Source organism: Streptomyces sp. VTCC 41912, from assembly GCF_045799175.1.
GTDB classification, from domain to species: Bacteria; Actinomycetota; Actinomycetes; order Streptomycetales; family Streptomycetaceae; genus Streptomyces; species Streptomyces albulus_C.
Map to the genome: position 1 here is coordinate 238,547 of NZ_JBJMAB010000004.1, position 16,062 is coordinate 254,608.

The 16,062-nt window shown below is 74.4% G+C and carries 15 protein-coding genes; 11 read left to right on the forward strand and 4 right to left on the reverse strand.

The features are described from left to right. The first annotated feature begins 29 nt into the window (after nt 1-29). The 11 genes from ACJ6WD_RS08375 to ACJ6WD_RS08425 all read left to right on the forward strand — a co-directional run bounded on the left by ACJ6WD_RS08375 (nt 30) and on the right by ACJ6WD_RS08425 (nt 12,332). A complete protein-coding gene (locus ACJ6WD_RS08375) occupies nt 30-839 on the forward strand; it encodes an NAD(P)-dependent oxidoreductase (protein ID WP_407615411.1) in 810 nt (269 codons plus the stop codon). A gap of 54 nt (nt 840-893) precedes the next feature. Then, nucleotides 894-1,805, forward strand: a complete 912-nt coding sequence (locus ACJ6WD_RS08380) for a hypothetical protein (protein WP_016572271.1) — start codon at nt 894-896, stop codon at nt 1,803-1,805. Next, nucleotides 1,802-2,920, forward strand: coding sequence for a GNAT family N-acetyltransferase (locus tag ACJ6WD_RS08385; RefSeq protein WP_376445826.1), 1,119 nt, complete (start codon nt 1,802-1,804; stop codon nt 2,918-2,920). The genes ACJ6WD_RS08380 and ACJ6WD_RS08385 overlap by 4 nt, the downstream gene beginning before the upstream one ends. Beyond that, the gene (locus ACJ6WD_RS08390; protein WP_407615412.1) at nt 2,907-3,842 is read left to right on the forward strand and encodes a DegT/DnrJ/EryC1/StrS family aminotransferase; all 936 of its coding nucleotides are present in this window, start codon (nt 2,907-2,909) and stop codon (nt 3,840-3,842) included. Before ACJ6WD_RS08385 ends, ACJ6WD_RS08390 begins: the two co-directional genes overlap by 14 nt. Next, nucleotides 3,839-4,999, forward strand: coding sequence for a DegT/DnrJ/EryC1/StrS family aminotransferase (locus tag ACJ6WD_RS08395; protein WP_331248731.1), 1,161 nt, complete (start codon nt 3,839-3,841; stop codon nt 4,997-4,999). The genes ACJ6WD_RS08390 and ACJ6WD_RS08395 overlap by 4 nt, the downstream gene beginning before the upstream one ends. 8 nt (nt 5,000-5,007) lie before the next feature. After that, complete coding sequence (locus tag ACJ6WD_RS08400; RefSeq protein ID WP_376437124.1) at nt 5,008-6,174, forward strand: histidine phosphatase family protein; 1,167 nt, start codon at nt 5,008-5,010, stop codon at nt 6,172-6,174. Next, on the forward strand, nt 6,171-7,364 hold the full coding sequence (locus ACJ6WD_RS08405; RefSeq protein WP_407615413.1) for a hypothetical protein: 1,194 nt from the start codon (nt 6,171-6,173) through the stop codon (nt 7,362-7,364). Before ACJ6WD_RS08400 ends, ACJ6WD_RS08405 begins: the two co-directional genes overlap by 4 nt. After that, entirely contained in the window at nt 7,361-8,101 is a 741-nt protein-coding gene (locus ACJ6WD_RS08410) for a TIGR00730 family Rossman fold protein (RefSeq protein WP_233655617.1), read from the forward strand. The genes ACJ6WD_RS08405 and ACJ6WD_RS08410 overlap by 4 nt, the downstream gene beginning before the upstream one ends. Next, nucleotides 8,098-9,045 (forward strand): glycosyltransferase family 2 protein, encoded by a 948-nt coding sequence (locus tag ACJ6WD_RS08415; RefSeq protein WP_407615414.1) that lies wholly within the window; start codon nt 8,098-8,100, stop codon nt 9,043-9,045. The genes ACJ6WD_RS08410 and ACJ6WD_RS08415 overlap by 4 nt, the downstream gene beginning before the upstream one ends. Before the next feature lie 98 nt (nt 9,046-9,143). Further along, a complete protein-coding gene (locus ACJ6WD_RS08420; protein WP_233655615.1) occupies nt 9,144-10,445 on the forward strand; it encodes a DUF6271 family protein in 1,302 nt (433 codons plus the stop codon). 99 nt (nt 10,446-10,544) lie between these two features. Continuing rightward, on the forward strand, nt 10,545-12,332 hold the full coding sequence (locus ACJ6WD_RS08425; RefSeq protein WP_331248734.1) for an asparagine synthetase B: 1,788 nt from the start codon (nt 10,545-10,547) through the stop codon (nt 12,330-12,332). A 40-nt stretch (nt 12,333-12,372) separates the two neighbouring features. Here ACJ6WD_RS08425 and ACJ6WD_RS08430 read toward each other — a convergent pair whose 3' ends face one another. The 4 genes from ACJ6WD_RS08430 to ACJ6WD_RS08445 all read right to left on the reverse strand — a co-directional run bounded on the left by ACJ6WD_RS08430 (nt 12,373) and on the right by ACJ6WD_RS08445 (nt 15,848). Further along, the gene (locus tag ACJ6WD_RS08430) at nt 12,373-13,413 is read right to left on the reverse strand and encodes an NAD(P)-dependent alcohol dehydrogenase (RefSeq protein ID WP_331248735.1); all 1,041 of its coding nucleotides are present in this window, start codon (nt 13,411-13,413) and stop codon (nt 12,373-12,375) included. An 88-nt stretch (nt 13,414-13,501) separates the two neighbouring features. Then, the gene (locus ACJ6WD_RS08435; RefSeq protein WP_407615415.1) at nt 13,502-14,179 is read right to left on the reverse strand and encodes a TetR/AcrR family transcriptional regulator; all 678 of its coding nucleotides are present in this window, start codon (nt 14,177-14,179) and stop codon (nt 13,502-13,504) included. 89 nt (nt 14,180-14,268) lie between these two features. After that, complete coding sequence (locus ACJ6WD_RS08440) at nt 14,269-15,480, reverse strand: RNA polymerase sigma factor (protein ID WP_233655611.1); 1,212 nt, start codon at nt 15,478-15,480, stop codon at nt 14,269-14,271. Next, the gene (locus ACJ6WD_RS08445; protein ID WP_407615416.1) at nt 15,477-15,848 is read right to left on the reverse strand and encodes a YciI family protein; all 372 of its coding nucleotides are present in this window, start codon (nt 15,846-15,848) and stop codon (nt 15,477-15,479) included. Before ACJ6WD_RS08445 ends, ACJ6WD_RS08440 begins: the two co-directional genes overlap by 4 nt. Nucleotides 15,849-16,062: the final 214 nt, after the last annotated feature.

Consider the following 16,062-nt stretch of genomic DNA (forward strand, 5'->3'; position numbering starts at 1 on the left):
CCGATGGAATTCACGAAAGGAACCACGACGTGGCCAACCTTGCCTTGTACGGTCTCGGCGAAATGGGCGCGGACATCGCGCGGTGCCTGGTGTCCCGCGGTGTCGCACTGCACGTGTACGACCCGGTGTCCGACGTGACGTTGGCGGCGGGGAACTTCCACCGCTGCTCGACGGCGGCGGAGGCGGCCCGTGCGGCCGCGGTCCACCTCGTCGTCGTCAAGCGGCCGGACGACGTGCGCGCCCTGCTCTTCGGCGCCGACGGGCTGTGCGCCGCGGCGCCCGCCGGCTCCCACGTGGTGCTGCACACCACCCTCACCCCGCAGACCGTCCGCGAACTGGCCGAGGAGGTGCGGCGGCAGGGGCACGTCCTGCTGGACGCCGCCCTCAGCCGGCGCAACGGTCTGATCCGCGAGGGTTCGCTGTCCCTGTTCGTGGGTGGGACGGCCGAGGAGGTCGCCGCCGTGGGACCCGTCCTGGACCGCTACGCCGACAACGTGGTGCACGCCGGGCCCACCGGCGCCGGGATGACCGTCAAGCTCTGCAACAACTGGCTCCTCTACAGCAACCGGCACGCCGCGCTCCAGGCGCTCGGCACCGGACGGGCGCTCGGCGTCGACCCCGACGTCCTGCGCGGCGCGCTGGCCTCGTCGACCGGTTCCAGTTGGGCCCTCGCGCACTACTCGGACCTCGACGAGGCGATCGTCACGGGCCAGGGCGCCCCGGCCGTGGTGCGCGACCGGACCACGTCCGAACTGCACATGGCCCGGGACATGGCCGCCGCCAACGGCCAGGTGCCCACCAGCCTCCAGGAGACCTTCGCGCTGCTCGACGCGATGTGAGCCCCCGTCCCGCCGGCGCCGGGAAGCCGGCCCCGCCCGTCCGGAAGGGCGCCCATGCACACTGACACCGTTTCCCCCGACGAGCTCGACAAGGCCGTCGCCGGCCTGCCCGTGCAGGTGTGGAACGCGCCGACGGCGGCCGAACTCTACGGACAGACCCTCAACCTCGTCTGCCGGACCCGCGGCGGCCGCACGGCGGGCGCCTGGGTGGTCCCCCTGGACGACGACGGAACGGCCGCCCGCCGTCCCTTCCGACTCCTGCCCTACGCCTCACCGTGGGTGGACCCGGAACTGCACCCCGTCGACCGCCACCGGGCGGTGCTGTCGATGACCCAGGCACTCATGGACCGGGTGGAGTCGGCGGAGATACCGATGGACCCGCGCTTCGGAGAGGCGGCCGCCCTGGCCGAGGCGGGGGCCGAACTCCTCTGCCGGCACACCCGCGTCCTGGAACTGCACGCCGACCGCGACCCCCGCACGGGGTACGTGGCCACCGCCCGGAACCACATCCGGGCCGCGGCCCGGGAGCACACCGTGCGGACCGCCCCGCTCGACGCGTTCGACTTCTCCCGCGCGGTCGTCGGCCAACCGCCGGACGCCGTCGCCGCGCGGCGCAGGTCCGGGCTGCGCGTCGGCGGTGTCGAACCGGCGCTGTGCCTCGCCGCGACGGACCCCGACGGGACCTGCCGGGGCCAGGTGTTCGTCCTGCTCTGCGACGGCGCCGCGGTCCTCATGCACTCGTGGTTCGACCGGGCGGGCGCCCGCGGGGTGCCGAGCCTGCTGGTGGACGAGGCGATCGCGTGGGCGGGCCGGCAGCCCGGCACCGACGTGTTCGACTTCGAGGGCAGCGTGCTGCCCGGCGTCGACCGCTTCATGACCGGGTTCGGTGCCCGTGCCTGCGCCTACCCGCAACTGCGGTGGCGCCGCTCGACCGAACCGGGCGCGGGAGCGGGGGAGTTCGGATGACCGCCACCGACCGGCCGACCGAACCCCACCCCGGCACCGACCCGCCCAGGGCGGCCCCCGCGGCGCGGCACCGCCCCGCGCCGGCCCGGGCCGCCCCGCCCCCCGGGCCGGTCCACGACCTCAGGATCGTCGACCTCGACGCCCTCACCCCGGCCCAGGAAGGAGCCTGGACGACGGCGTACCGGCGGCACGGCACACGGTTGCAGCAGTCCCCGGGGTACGCCCGCGCGGTGCGCGCCGCAGGCCATCGGGTCGTCGTCGCCCTCGCGCCCGACGGCATCGCCGCCTTCACCGACGAGGGCGCGGTGCTCACGGCGGTCTGCGCCGACGAGCCCGTGCTGACCGAGCACGGCCAGGCGGAGCGCCTCGCCCGTCTGGTGACGGCCGTCCACCGGGCCACCGGCGCGTCCGTCTACCTGCCCCTGGTGGCCGCGGCGCACGCCGAGTCCTGCGCCCGCGCCGGGTGCACGGTCTGGCGCCGCCCGCCCAACTCCCTGATCGACTGGTCCCGAGACGGCGCCGACCTGTGGGAACGCGCCCTGGCGCGCGGCTCCTCCCAACTGCGCCGGAAACGACGCCTGGTGGAGCGCGACGGCCTGACGCTACGGCCCGGAACGTCCGGTGCGGGCGCCTTCGCACACGTCCTCGCGGTCGACGACCGCTCGTGGAAGGCCCGTCAGGGACAGAGCATGCGGCTGCGCGGCGGCCAGGACGCGCTCTACGGACGCCTGGTCGGCACCGGCGAGGTCACGGCCGCCCTGCTCCTCGACGGCGAGCGGCCGGTCGCCTTCCGCCTGGACGCCCGGGTCGGGGACCGGCTGGCGAGCCTGAAGTGGTCCTACGACGAGGACTACCGGCGCTACTCGCCCGGGCTGTACCTGCTGACGGAGGGACTGCGGCAGGAGTGGGCGGGCCGCGGGGTGCGCACGGTGGACCTGCACGGCAGCCCCGACGCGCTGAAGGACCTGCTCCACAGCGAACGCGTGCCGCGGGCCGACGTGTGGTGCGGCGCCGCGGACCGGGCCGCCCTCCGGGCACGTGAGCGCGCGGACCTGGACGCCCGGGTGGCCCGTGCACACGAGGCGGGGAAGGGGCTGCGCCATGCCTTCGACTGACCCCGTGGTGGACGCCGCGGTCCGGGACCTGCTGGACCGTTGGGGGCAGCCCGCCGCGGCGTTCTGCGCCTCCGGCGGCGCGGCGCTGGAAGCGGCCCTGGAAGTGCTGGAGGTGGGCGCGGGCGCCGAGGTCGTGGTGCCCGACGTCGGCTGCCACTCCGTCGCCGCGGCCGTCGTCCGGGTCGGCGCGGTGCCGGTGTTCGTCGGCGTCGGCGAGGGCTTGACCCTGCACCCGCCGGACGTGGCGGCGGCGTGCTCCGCACGGACCCGCGCGGTCATCGCGGTGCACCAGTACGGGCTGCCGTGCGACGTGCCCGGCATCGTCGCGGCCGTCCCGCGCGGCGTGGCGGTCATCGAGGACGTGGCCCAGACCTGGGGCTCGACGACCCGGGGCGTGCCGGCCGGCTCCACCGGCACGCTCACCGTCACCTCGTTCGGGCCGTCCAAACCGGTCGCGTTGGGGGCCGGCGGTGCGCTCCTCGGCCCGGCCGACCTGGTGTCCGGTGCCGTCGCGCGGGGCGACACGTCGGACCGGCACCGGCCGCGTCCCCCGTCACCCGCGCGCTTCCCGGCGCCCCTGTACCCCCTGCTCCCGGCCGCCGTCGCCGAGGCGGACCGCCAACTCGCCAGTCGCAGGGCGGCGGTTGAGCGCTTCACCGGCGGTGACTTGGCCAGGCACTTCCGCCTCCCGGGTCTGCTGCCCGGCTCCAGCGCCGGTTGGACCCGCGTGCCGCTCTACCCGGCAAGGTCCGCAACGCCCCACCACATCGCGCAGCTGACGGACGCCCTGGGGGCCGCCCAACGGATGCATCCGCGCCCGCCGTCCGCCCTGCCGATGTTCCGGGGCCGCGACACCCGCGTGGTGACCGGCACCCGGCGGCCCGTGGAACCCCTTCTCGTCAAGATTGGACGACCCTCATGACGGTGATCAATCCGCACCAGTTCTTCGACCTGTCGCGGGAGGACCAGCAGTCCCTCACCCACTTCCGGGCCACCCTCGCCGACGGCCAGCTCTTCCGCTACGTCGAGGGGGACCGCGAGTCCGCGAACACGCTCATCGAACGCCACTTCGCCGGGTACTTCCGCAAGGAGGCCGCCACGGCGGTGGCCAACGGCACGGTCGGACTGCGCCTGGCGCTGCGGGCCCTGGGCATCGGCCCCGGCGACCGCGTCCTGGTCAGCGCCTACTCCTTCATCGCCTGCGCGATGGCGGTCTCCGCGGTGGGCGCGGTGCCCGTCCCCATGGACATGGACACCGCCCTCACCCCCGACACGGCCGCGCTGGAAACGCCGGACGAACCGGTCGCCGCGGTGATGGTCGTCCACGTGCAGGGGCACGCCGTGCCGGCGGGGCGGCTGCGGGAGCTCTGCGACCGGTTGGGCGTCCCGCTGATCGAGGACGTCTGCCAGGCACTCGGGGCGGCGTCCGCGGACGGTCGGGCCGGTGAGCTCGCCGACGTCGCCGTCACCAGCTTCCAACAGTCCAAGCAGATCTCCTCCGGCGAGGGCGGACTGGTCGCCGGTGGCGCCGAGGTCGTGGAGCGGGTGTACCGGATGGCGGACCTGGGCGCCGTCCGGCACGACGGCGGCCTGCCCGACTGGGACGACGAACGGGCCCTGGTCGGGGACAACCTGCGGATGACCGAACTCCAGGCGGCCCTGGTGATGGACCAGGCCCTGACGCTCCATCAGACGCTGGCCCGGCAGCGGGGCCTGCGCAGCAGCCTGCGGGAGCAACTCGGCGCCGACACACCGGTCCTGGACAGTTCGCGCCCGGAAGGGGACGCGGCGTCACACACCCTGTTCGTGGCCCGCAGCACCGCCGACGCCGCGGAGTTCTGCACCGGGCTCGCGGCCCGCGGCGTCCTCGCCCGCGTGGTCTGGAAGAAGACCTACCCTGAGTACGGATTGTTCCGGCGCGTGCTGCCGAGCGCACCACACCCGTGGCCGAAGAAGGCAGAGGCGCTGGCGCCCAGGATCCTCAGCGTTCCGACCTCGAAGTACCTGACGGATGCAGCCGTTTCCCAGGTGGCCGAGGCCGTCGTGGCGCACCGACACCATCTCGTCCAGGAAAGGTAACCACCCCGATGAACCGCATCGCGCTGCTGCTGCGCGGTCTGCCCGGCTCCGGCAAGACCACCACCGCCGCCCTGCTGCGGGACTCTCTGGTCCCCGCCGTCCGGATCTCCAACGACTCCGTCCGGTACATGGCCCGGCCCCGGGACTTCAGCGACTTCACCCTCGTGGCCTCCGAGCTCGGCTGCCTCGACCTGGCCCTGTCCTACCTCGACAGCGGCTTCACCCCCGTGATCGACGGCGTCTTCGAGGACGTGGACTTCCTGGCCGCCCAGGAACTGCGCTTCCAACGGAAGGGCATGCGCCTGGTGACGATCACCCTGGACGGCACGCTGACCGACCTGCTGGACCGCAACAACGCCCGTGACCCGCTGGCGCGCATGGACGAGGACCGGGTCCGCGAGCTGCACCAGCAGTTCCGCCCCGCCGGCCTGCTGCTCGGCATCCACGACAAGCAACCCGAGGAGGTCGCGGACGACGTCCTGGACCTCCTCGAACTCACCGCGCAGGAAGCCGGGACCGAGCCCGAGGCCACCGAGGACGTGGACGTGCTGTTCCTTCGGCACGGCGCCCCGGACTACCCGAGCGACACCTACCCCGACCCGTACGCGATGGGGCTGTCCGCCCGCGGACGCGACGAGGCGCGGTCCGCCCGAGGAGCCGTCGAACGGTTCGCACCCGACGCGGTGTACGCCTCCGACTTCCTGCGTGCCCGGGAAACGGCCGCGCTGGTCACCGCCGCACTCGACGTCGAGGTGCAGCAGGAAGCCGCCCTGCGCGAACGCGTCTTCCACGGCTTCGCCGGCGTCGACCTGGACGACGTACGACGACGCCTCGGCCCCGAAGCCGACCGGGTCCTGACCGGCAACAGCGACCTGTGCACGGTCGACGGCGAGGAGAGCTACGAACAGGCCCGCGACCGGGTCCTGGAGTTCTTCGCCACCCTGGCCGCCCGCCACCCCGGCCGGCGCGTGCTGGTGGTGGGGCACGGCGGACCGCACCACTGGCTGCTGGAGCGGGCCTTGGGCGCGGACCTGCGCGGAGTGCGCGCGCTGCGCTGGGAAACCGGCCACTTCTCGCGCTTCCGGATCGCCCCGGACGGAGTCTCGGTGGACTTCGTCAACCGCTCGCCCGAGGACGTCGCCCGCAGCCCGCAGCCCGCCAAGGAGGCCCCATGACCCTGCGCTCACCGCTCGTCGGCGGCCGGGCCCGGGTGGCGGTGGTGGCCACGCCCTTCGGCTTCGGGCCCTCCTCGAAGGCGTACAGCATCGGCCAGGTGCTGGCCCGGGACCACCACCTGGACGTGGCGTACTACGGCACCGACTCCGCGCTCGACTTCTTCGCCGCGCAACCGGACGCCGCCGCCCGCCCGTTGGACGACCCACCGCCGGGACAGGACCCACCGGCCCTGCGATCCGCGGACGCCGTGGTCAACGTGCTGGCCCCCGAGCTGATCGGCACGGACCGCCTGGCCGCCCGCACGTACTACGTCGACAGCCTCGGCTTCATGTGGACGGCGGCCGACGTGCCGCCGGACAGCCCGCTGCACCGGGTCCGCGCCTACCTCGCGCAGGACCTCTTCGGCAGCGTCGCCCACCTGGCCCGGCTCGGCCTGCGCGACGTGATCCCGGTCTCCGGGATCGTCGCCCGGCCCCCCGCCGCGCCGCCGACGGTCCCCGCCCCGGCGGGCCCGCCCGGAGGGACCGCCGCGCGGGGCCCGGGCCGCCCCCGGGTGCTGGTGCAGCTCGGCGGCCTCGGCAACCCGGCCGGACACACCTCCGGCCGGGTGTACCTGGCACTGGTGGAGCGGCTGCTGGCCGCCGTGCGGGACGACTCGGCCGTCGAGATGACCGCCGCCATGAACCACGCCAACGGCGCGTTCACCCTGCGGGCCGGGGTGCCGGTGCGCCAGCTGTCCGCCGCGGACTTCCACACGGCGCTGGGGCGGTGCGACGTGGTGCTCAGTTCCCCCGGGATGACCACCCTCGTCGAGGTGTCCCGAGCCGGCCGGCCCTACATCCCGCTGCCCCCACAGAACTGGAGCCAAGTCCTCATCTGCCGACACCTGTCCGCCCGCTCGGCCCACGACCTGTGGCCGTTCCTCACCGCGCCCTACGACGGCATCGCCGAGGGGGCACCCGAGGCGGCGAAGGCCGTCGCCGTCCAGGAGGTCAACCGACGGCTCGGCCGCGACGACGGATACGCGGCGCGTTACGCACGACTGGCCCGGCACGCGGTGGGAAACCCCGAGACGCCGGACCTGGGAGCCCCCTTCGACGGGGCGCACGAGGTGGCCGCGGTCGTGGCCGCGGACCTGGCCGCTCGCCGCAGCGCGGTCGAGCCGACGACGGAGGCAACAGCGTCATGACCGAACCGACCACCGCACGCACCCGATCCGCCCTCCTCACCACCCTGCACTCGCTCGCCGGCGAGGTCGACGGGGCACGGGAGTGGAGCCGGACCTCCCGCACCATGGCACCGGCGCGCGTCGCCACGGTGTTCGGCTCGGCCCGCGCCGAACGGGACGAGCCGGCCTACCAGATGGCCAGGGAACTGGGCGCCGCCCTCGCCGCCCGGCGCTGGACGACCGTGACCGGCGGCGGCCCCGGGATCATGCAGGCCGTCCGGGACGGCAGCGGCACCACGCTGTCCCGGGCGGTGCGCATCGAGATCCCCGGCGAAGTGCCCGACACGGTGCTCGACGAGGACCGTTCGCTCACCGTCGGCACCTTCGCGCTGCGCAAGCTGCTCCTCACCCACGACATCGACGCGCTGTTCGTCTTCCCCGGCGGGGTGGGCACGTTCGACGAGCTCTTCGAGGTCCTGGTCCACCACGACACCGACCGGCTCGACCGCTTCCCCGTGGTGCTCGTCCAACCCGAAGGCACCGGCCTGTGGCAGGCGTTCGTGCAGTTCGTCCAGGCGCACCTGGTGGATGCCGGGCTCGCCAGTCCCACGGTGGTCAAGGAACTCGTCGTCGCCGAGTCGGTGGAGGCGGCGCTGGCGGCCGTGGGGGCGCAGCCACCGGCCACCGTCCCGCAGCCGGGGACCGCCACCGCGCCGGACGCCACCGCAGACCTCGGCACGGAACGGCGGACGGCATGACCGAGCACGCCCGGCCGCCGGCCACCGAGCACCGCCCCGTCGACGTCAGCGTCATCATCCCCGCCTACAACGCGTGCGCCACGCTGGAGGCGTGCCTGCTGTCGCTGACGCACCAACGACCGCAAGGAAAAGGGTCGTTCGAGGTGCTCGTCATCGACGACGGTTCCACGGACGGCACCGGCCCGATGGTCGACTCCTTCGCCTCCCGCCTGGACCTGCGCTACGTCCACGAGCCCCGTACCTCGGCATCGGGACGCGCCCGGGCGCGCAACATCGGACTGGCCCTGGCCACCGGCAGCCTGGTCGTGACGCTCGACGCCGACCAGGTCGTGGGCCCCGACTTCCTGGCGGAGCACGTCCGCGCGCACGGCACCGCCGACGACCTGCTGGTCGTCGGCCGGCGCCACCAACTGGGGGAGGGCACGTTCGACCTGGCGCGCCTGGCCCGCGGGTTCAGCCTCGGGGCGCTGCCGGAGGTGGTGCGCGGCGACGAACGCGAACCGGTCCTCGCGGCGCTGGGCGGCGAGCTGAGCGACCTGCGCACCGCCTGGCACTACCTGTGGACCTGCAACGCCTCGGTGCGGCGCGACCGACTGGCCGCCGTCGGGGGCTTCGACGAGGAGTTCCACGGCTGGGGCCTGGAGGACGCCGAGCTGGGGTACCGGCTCGTTCAGGACGGCGTCCGGATGCGCTACAGCACCCGTGCCGCCGTCTACCACGAACACCGCTCCCCGGTCTCCGCGTCGATGTACCGCGAATGGCGCGCGAACCTCGCCCACTTCGCCCGCAAGCACCCCGCCCCCGTGGTCCGGCTCCAGGAGATGTTCGCGCCCGCCATCGATCCGGCCGCACCGGCGGCGGAGGCATGGGTGGACACCGCCGTGCGGTTCGAGCACCGCGCCCGGGCACTGGCCGGCGTCCCGCAGCCGGCCCACCACGGGTGAGCCACCCCCACCCCTTCCCACCGACGTCCTGAGAGGCTGCGTCACCCACCATGCACACCCCACCGGAACCGAGGGCCGGGAGCGGCGCGCCGCGCCCCGTGCGACGGCTCGTGTACCTGCCCACCAACCGCCCCTTCGAGGCGGCCTTCCGCTCCGTCGCCGCCGAGGTCGCGGCGCTACCCGAGGCGGCGCGCCAGCAGGTGACGATGCTGGTGGTGGACGACTGCCCGCCGCCGGTCTCCCGGGCCAACCGCCAGGTCGCCGAGGCGGCCGCCGCGACCGCCGGCGTACCGGTGCACGTGCTGGGCGCGGACGGATGGACCCGCTTCGTCCACGACCTCCTCGCGACCGCCGCGCTCCCGCCGGCCGAACGCACCGTGGCGGAAGGCGCCCTGTGCAAGCCGACCGGTTCCTACGGCGCCGGCCCCAACAAGGCCGCACTGGTCGCCGCGTACCTGGGCGCGCGGACCCTGCACCGGCGCGACAGCGACCAGGTGACCCACGTCGACCCCGCATCCGGCGCCTCTCCGCTGCGGATCGAGGCGGAACTGCTCGACGGGGGCGACGCGGCCGGGAGCAAGGGTGCGTACTGCGTCGGCTCGTCCCTCACCGGCCGCCCCACCCGCGACCGCCGCGACCTGCTGGACCGCTCCGAGGAGTTCGTCGACCGCATCGACGCCCTGAGCCGGCTCTCCCCGGCCGAGACCCGGGTGGCCCGGCCCGCGGCCCCGGCCCGGCCCGAAGAGGTCGTCGCGCACGGCGGGGTGCCGGCCCACCGCGACCACACCGGCGTCGTGGAGATGGGCATCGCCGCCCTGCGCCGCGTCCACGAGTGGATCCCGGAGATGCCCGCGGTCGGGGTGCTGGGCAGCGACTACTTCCAAAAGGGACTGCTCTACCAGCTCGAACTCCCCGTCTGGCACCACGACCTGACCGCCGACCACCACTACGAGCCGTGGCGGGCGGAACAGAGCAGCGCCGCACACCTCGGCTGGTACGCCCGCGCCGAACTGCGCTACGCCGTGCTGCGCAAGCACTGGAACGCCTTCAACGAGGCCCTGATGACCCAGCGCGACCTGCTGCTGCCCGACGGGCAGCACTTCGACTCGGCGGCGTACGCGGAGTTCCTCCTCGACACCGTGGAGCGCGGCGCGGAGCGCACGGCGGCCATCCCGTCCGCGTTCGTCGAGATCTACCGCGAGGCGGCCGCCGCCGCGTCGGGCGACGTCCGGAGCCGCCTCGACGTCCGCGTCGCGGCCCTGGAGGAGGCGGCGGACACGACCGGGCAGTACGTGGCCGACGCCGTGCGGGAGTTCGCGGCGCTGACCCGCAGTTGGCCCGCGCTGGTGGCGGCGGCGGGCCGGCTCGGCGCCGACGGCGACCTCGGACGGTACGCCTGACCCGCGGGGTCCGCCCGTCCGCCCACCCCCGAAAACGTTGCGGAAGAGCGCTGCGGCCCGCCAAGGAAGCCGCACTCACGGACTGACAAGGAGATCACCATGTGCGGCATCGGCGGCATCCTGCTGAAACGACGCCCTTCCCTCGACCACCGGGCCATGGCCGTGCCGCTCGGTGCATCCCTGGCCCACCGGGGCCGGGACGGAACGGGAGCCTTCAGCGACGACTGGATCTCCCTGCACTCCGCCCGGCACGCCGTCATCGCCGTCGACGACGCCCGCCAGCCGCTCTTCGACTGCGAGCGCGCGCTGGTGATGGTGGGCAACGGCGAGGTGCTCAACTACCGGGAACTCAGCCACCGGCTGCCCGCCGACCGGCGCCGCCGGATGCCCCCCGGCGACCTCCAGGTGGCCCTGGAACTCTGCGCCGAGCGCGGCACCGCGGCCTTCGAGGACCTGCGCGGGCCGTTCGCGCTGGCCGTGTGGGACTCCACCGCCCACGAACTGACCCTGGTCCGCGACCGGCTCGGCGAGCGCCCCCTGTACTACTACGACTCGCCCGACCTGTTCGCCTTCGCCTCGGAGCTGCGCTGCCTCACCGCGTGCCTGCGCGGCGAAACCCTCCGCCTCGACCCGGCCAACGCCCTGGCCTTCCTGGGCCTGGGCCGCCTCCCGGGGGACCGGACGCTGTACCAGGACGTCCGGTCCGTGCCGGCGGGCGGCGTGCTCCGGATCGCCCCCGGCGCCGCCGGCCCGCGCGCGGCGGCCCCGCTCACCCCGGTGTCCGGCCTGCGGGCCGCCCCCGCCGACGAGACCGAGATCGGCCAACTCATCGACCAGGCGCACCGCCGCGCCCTGGTCGCGGACCGCCCGGTCGCCGTGGGGTTCTCCGGGGGCATCGACTCCTCCGCGGTGCTCAAGGCGGCACTGGAGCACGCGGAGCCCGCGGCGGCCGTCACGGTGTTCTCGGCCCGCTGCCCCGACGAGGACGAGAACCTGCGTCGGGCCCGCGCCCTGGCGCGGAAGTTCGGCGTCGACCTGCACGAGGTGCCGTTCCGCATCCCGTCGCTCGACGCCACCGCGGACCTGCTGAACGACACCCTCGACGCACCCGCCGCGGAGCCGCTGGTGCTGCACAACGACGCCCTGCACCGCGCCGCGCGGGAGCACTCCGCCGTGCTCCTGGGCGGCCACGGCGCGGACGAGGTGTTCGGCGGCTACGTCCGCTACGCCGCGCTGCGCGCGGACGCGGTGGACGCCACCACCGAGGAGTGGATGGCCATGTCGCTGTGGGAACGCTGGAACCGCACCGCCGGCTGGCACAAGTTCGTGACGGACTTCGGCAGCGACGCCGTCGCGCCCCGCACCGCGGCGCTCGGCGACGTCCTGGACCGCCCGTTCCCCTACTCGACGGCCGAGCACCGCGACCCGGTGCTGTTCGGACAGGCCCTCGACCTGTTCCGGCTGATGACCTACGACAACTTCCGCGCGACGGACGAGAACGGGATCGCCCGCGGCGTGGAGGTCCGCTCGCCGTTCTTCGACATCGACCTGGTGGCGGGCGTCTTCAGCCTGCCGGTGGAGCGGCGCATCCGCCCGGACGCGCCCAAGCACCTGCTCCGCGGCGTCTTCCGCGGCACGCCACTGGCCGGGGAGTTCACCGAGCGCAAGGTCGGCTTCGACGACCACTTCTCGTACTCGGACTGGATGACCGACAACTGGCCCGACTTCTCCGCCGCCATCGTCGACGGCCCGCTGACCGACCTCGGAATCCTGCGCGACGGGGCCCTCGCCGACCTGGAGAAGTTCGACTGGCGCCTGCTGTGGCGACTGTTCAGCCTCTCCACGTGGCTGGAGCGGGAGGGCCGCCCGCCGGTCGCCGGGAACTGAGGGAGCACCGGGACCCCCGCCGCCCGCCCGCCGTAGGCGGTCAGCCGTTCGGCAGGATCACCGCACGACCGTCGATCAGACCGGCGTGCAGCCGCTCGTAGGCCAGTGGCGCGTCGTCCAGGGAGAACGTCTCGGTGTGGACGGAGACCGCACCGGAGCGGGCCAGCGCCAACACCTCCAGCAGCTCGCCCCGGCTTCCCCAGTACGGTGCGCTGACCGACACCTCGAAGGGCAGCTGGCCGAAGCCGACCGGCAGGGCGGCGCCGCCGATGCCGACCAGGCTGACGTCGGCCTCGATGGCGGCGACCGCCGCGGCCGTGGCCACGGTGGGCGCCGCCCCGACGAAGTCGAACACGGCCTGCGCGCCGATCCCGCCGGTGAGTTCGCGCACCGCGTCCGCGGCCCCGGAGTCGGACCGGACCGCCTCGTGGGCGCCCATCTCGCGGGCCAGCCGCAGCTTGTCGTCGCTCACGTCGAGGGCGACGACGCGGGCCGGGGTCAGGGCGCGCAGCAGTTGGATCGCGACGTGCCCGAGGCCACCGGCGCCGATGACCACCGCGGTGGACCCGGGCGTCAGCTTGGGCAGCGACCGCTTGATCGCGTGGTACGGGGTCAGCCCCGCGTCCGTGAGCGGTACGGCGGCGACCGGATCGAGTCCGCCGAGCGGCACCAGGTGCCGAGGGTCGTCCACCACCAGGTACTCGGCGATGGCTCCGGGCGCGCCCAGACCCGGCGGACGGATGCCGAGTTCGTCGGCGCGCAGGCAGTAGTTCTCCTTGCCCTCCGCGCACTTGGCGCAGGTTCCGCACCCCCACGGGCCGTACACGGCGACGGCGTCGCCCTCCTGCACCGCGGTGACGCCCGGGCCGAGCGCGGCGACCGTGCCGACGCCCTCGTGGCCCAGGGTGAGCGGGAGCGGGTAGGGGAAGCCCTCGGCGGGGCGGTTCATGACGGCGAAGTCGGAGTGGCACACGCCGGCGGCGGTGACCTTGAGCAGCACCTGGCCGGGGCCGGGCGTCGGATCGGGAACGTGCACGACCTCGGGCGGAGCGCCGATGGTGCGGTACTGGAGGGCCTTCATGACGGGGTTCTTTCCTGCGTGGTGGTGCGGGGGAGGGGAGGGGAGGGGAGGGGGCGGAACGGGCGCCCGCCCAGGGGCGCCCGCACCGCTACGGGAAGTCGGTCGGCCGGCCGCCGGCGGCGGCCTCGTGGGCCAGGGCGTCGTAGGCGCCCTCCACCAGGGCGGCGAGGTCGTTCGCGGGCGGCTCGCCGGCGTCCGCGGCGTGGGCCCAGACGCGCAGGGCGGCGCTGAGGACGCCGGCGGACGCCTCGACGACCACGGCCGGGCGCATGTCGTGCTCGTCGGTGCCGAGGCGGGCCGCGAGGATCCGGATCGATTCCCGGTGCGCGTCGACCCGGATGCGTTCGTACGCGGCGAAGAGCGCCGGCTCGCGGTCCACCAGGGCGAGCAGGCGCCGCGTCTTGGGCTGGAGGTGCCAGCCGGGGCTCTGCTCGTCGGCGAGCCAGGCACCGACGGCCCTGCGGTAGGCCAGTAGCGGCGGCTCGGCGGCGGGGCGGATGCGCAGCAGGGCGTTGATGCGGTCGCCGTCGCCCCGGACGAAGTCGAGGGCGGCGTCCTCCTTGCCGGCGAAGTGCCGGCTGAAGGTGCGCCGCGTGACGTCGGCGCGTTCCGCGATCGCCTCGACCGTCGTGTCGGCGAGGCCGCGCTGGAGGATCAGGTCGAGTGCCGCGGTGGCCAGTGCCCTGCGGGTCCGCCGTTCCCTGCGCCGCCGGCGGTCCTCGGCGGGGGCGCCGGCGGCGTCCGGGGAAGGTTCCGGCACCGTCATGTTTGCCACGGTACACCCGTTGTGTCCCATCGGGACATGTGTCCCATGGGGACATTCCGGGAGGGGGCGGCGCGGCACCCGGCGCCGCGCTACGCCTGGGTCCGGCGGGCCCGGGCTTCCAGGTAGCGCTGTTCGGCGAGGCTGGCGGTGGACTTCGCGGCGCGCCGGTAGTGCGCGTGCGCGCCGGCCGTGTCGCCGGTCTGCTCCAGCAGGTGGGCCCGCACGGACAGCAGCCGGTGGTGCCCGGCCATCCGCGCGTCGTCGTCCAACGTGGCCAGCAGGGCCAGACCGGCCCGCGGCCCCTCGGTTTCGGCGAGTGCGATCGCGCGGTTGAGGGTGACCATGGGGTTGGGCGCGATCCGTTCCAGGATCAGGTAGAGCGCGTGCACCTGCGGCCAGTTGGTCTCGTCGGCGGTCGCCGCGGCGGCGTGCGTGGCGGCGATGGCGGCCTGGAGTTGGTACGGCCCGAGTGCCGGGCCCGCGAGCGACGCCTTGGCCAGCTCCAGCCCCTCGTCGATCAGCGCCCGGTCCCAGGCCCCGCGGTCCTGCTCGGCCAGCGGCACCAGGTCACCGGCCGGCGTCGTCCGGGCCTCCCGACGGGCGTGGGTCAGCAGCATCAGCGCCAGCAGCCCGGTCACCTCGCCGTCGTCGGGCAGCTGCGCGTGCACCATCCTGACCAGGCGGATCGCCTCGTGCGCGAGGTCCGCGCGGTGCAGCTCGCTGCCCGAGGAGGCCGTGTAGCCCTCGTTGAAGATCAGGTAGAGCACGTGCAGGACGACCCGCAGCCGCTCCTCCCGCTCCGCGCCCTCCGGCAGGACGAACGCGCTGCCGGCCGCCCTGATGCGCTGCTTGGCCCGGCTGATCCTGGCCGCCATCGTGGCCTCCGGCACCAGGAAGGCCCGGGCGATCTCGGCGGTCGTCAGGCCGCCGACCGCGCGCAGCGTCAGGGCGGTCTGGGAGGCGGCGGTCAGCGTCGGGTGGCAGCACAGGAACAGCAGCACCAGCGAGTCGTCGGTGTCCGGCACGTCCTCGGGCACCACCTCGGTGGCCGTCGCCGACTCGCGCTCGCGACGGGCGCGGTCGCTGCGCAGCTGGTCGATGAGGCGCCGGGAGGCGACGGTCACCAGCCAGCCGCGCGGGTGGGTCGGCACGCCGTCGGCCGGCCACTGCACGGTGGCGGCGAGCACCGCCTCCTGCACGGCGTCCTCGCACCCCTCGAACTGGCCGTACCGACGTACCAACGTGCCGAGGACCTGCGGCGCGAGCGCACGCAGCAGGTCCTCGAAGTCGTGCGCTGTCATGCCTCCAATTGTCCGTCGGCGAACATCACCTGCCGCACCTCGACCCCCAGCCCCGCGATCGCGGTGTCCGGGATCTGCGCGGCCAGCTCGATCGCCCGCTTTTTGTCCTCGCAGTCGATCAGGTAGAAGCCGCCCAGGTACTCCTTGGACTCCAGGAAGGGGCCGTCGGTCACCACCGGCTGGCCGTTGCGCACGGACACCACCACCGCCTGCGACGGGTCGACCAGCGCCTGCGTGGTGATCAGTTCGCCGGACTCCTTCAGGGCCGCGATGAACCGGCCGTGGCCTTCGCCGATCGCCGCCTTCTCCTCGTCGGTCAACGCGTCCAGCACGGCCGGGTTGATGTGCATGCTGATCAGGAACTGCATGTCGTACTCCTCGTACTCCTGGTGGGTCGCGAGCCCCGTGCGGGGCCTGCCACCGGTCGGTCGGAGCCGCCGTCGTCTTCTTGACGTCCCCCGCCGGAACTTTTGCACGGGATTTCGCAGCGGCCCCGCACACACCGCCCGCACCACCCGCATGGCGCGCATCCACGCCGCCGCTCCAAGGTCCGCCCCCGCCCCGACAGGCGCGGCGGAAAGT

Bases quoted from the DNA above. Each gene is read 5' to 3' on its own strand.
- ACJ6WD_RS08405 (WP_407615413.1), top strand. From the start codon at position 6,171: ATGACCCTGCGCTCACCGCTCGTCGGCGGCCGGGCCCGGGTGGCGGTG.
- ACJ6WD_RS08400 (WP_376437124.1), top strand. From the start codon at position 5,008: ATGAACCGCATCGCGCTGCTGCTGCGCGGTCTGCCCGGCTCCGGCAAG.
- ACJ6WD_RS08395 (WP_331248731.1), top strand. From the start codon at position 3,839: ATGACGGTGATCAATCCGCACCAGTTCTTCGACCTGTCGCGGGAGGAC.
- ACJ6WD_RS08385 (WP_376445826.1), top strand. From the start codon at position 1,802: ATGACCGCCACCGACCGGCCGACCGAACCCCACCCCGGCACCGACCCG.
- ACJ6WD_RS08435 (WP_407615415.1), bottom strand. From the start codon at position 14,179: ATGACGGTGCCGGAACCTTCCCCGGACGCCGCCGGCGCCCCCGCCGAG.
- ACJ6WD_RS08415 (WP_407615414.1), top strand. From the start codon at position 8,098: ATGACCGAGCACGCCCGGCCGCCGGCCACCGAGCACCGCCCCGTCGAC.
- ACJ6WD_RS08430 (WP_331248735.1), bottom strand. From the start codon at position 13,413: ATGAAGGCCCTCCAGTACCGCACCATCGGCGCTCCGCCCGAGGTCGTG.
- ACJ6WD_RS08425 (WP_331248734.1), top strand. From the start codon at position 10,545: ATGTGCGGCATCGGCGGCATCCTGCTGAAACGACGCCCTTCCCTCGAC.
- ACJ6WD_RS08445 (WP_407615416.1), bottom strand. From the start codon at position 15,848: ATGCAGTTCCTGATCAGCATGCACATCAACCCGGCCGTGCTGGACGCG.
- ACJ6WD_RS08390 (WP_407615412.1), top strand. From the start codon at position 2,907: ATGCCTTCGACTGACCCCGTGGTGGACGCCGCGGTCCGGGACCTGCTG.
- ACJ6WD_RS08440 (WP_233655611.1), bottom strand. From the start codon at position 15,480: ATGACAGCGCACGACTTCGAGGACCTGCTGCGTGCGCTCGCGCCGCAG.
- ACJ6WD_RS08380 (WP_016572271.1), top strand. From the start codon at position 894: ATGCACACTGACACCGTTTCCCCCGACGAGCTCGACAAGGCCGTCGCC.
- ACJ6WD_RS08410 (WP_233655617.1), top strand. From the start codon at position 7,361: ATGACCGAACCGACCACCGCACGCACCCGATCCGCCCTCCTCACCACC.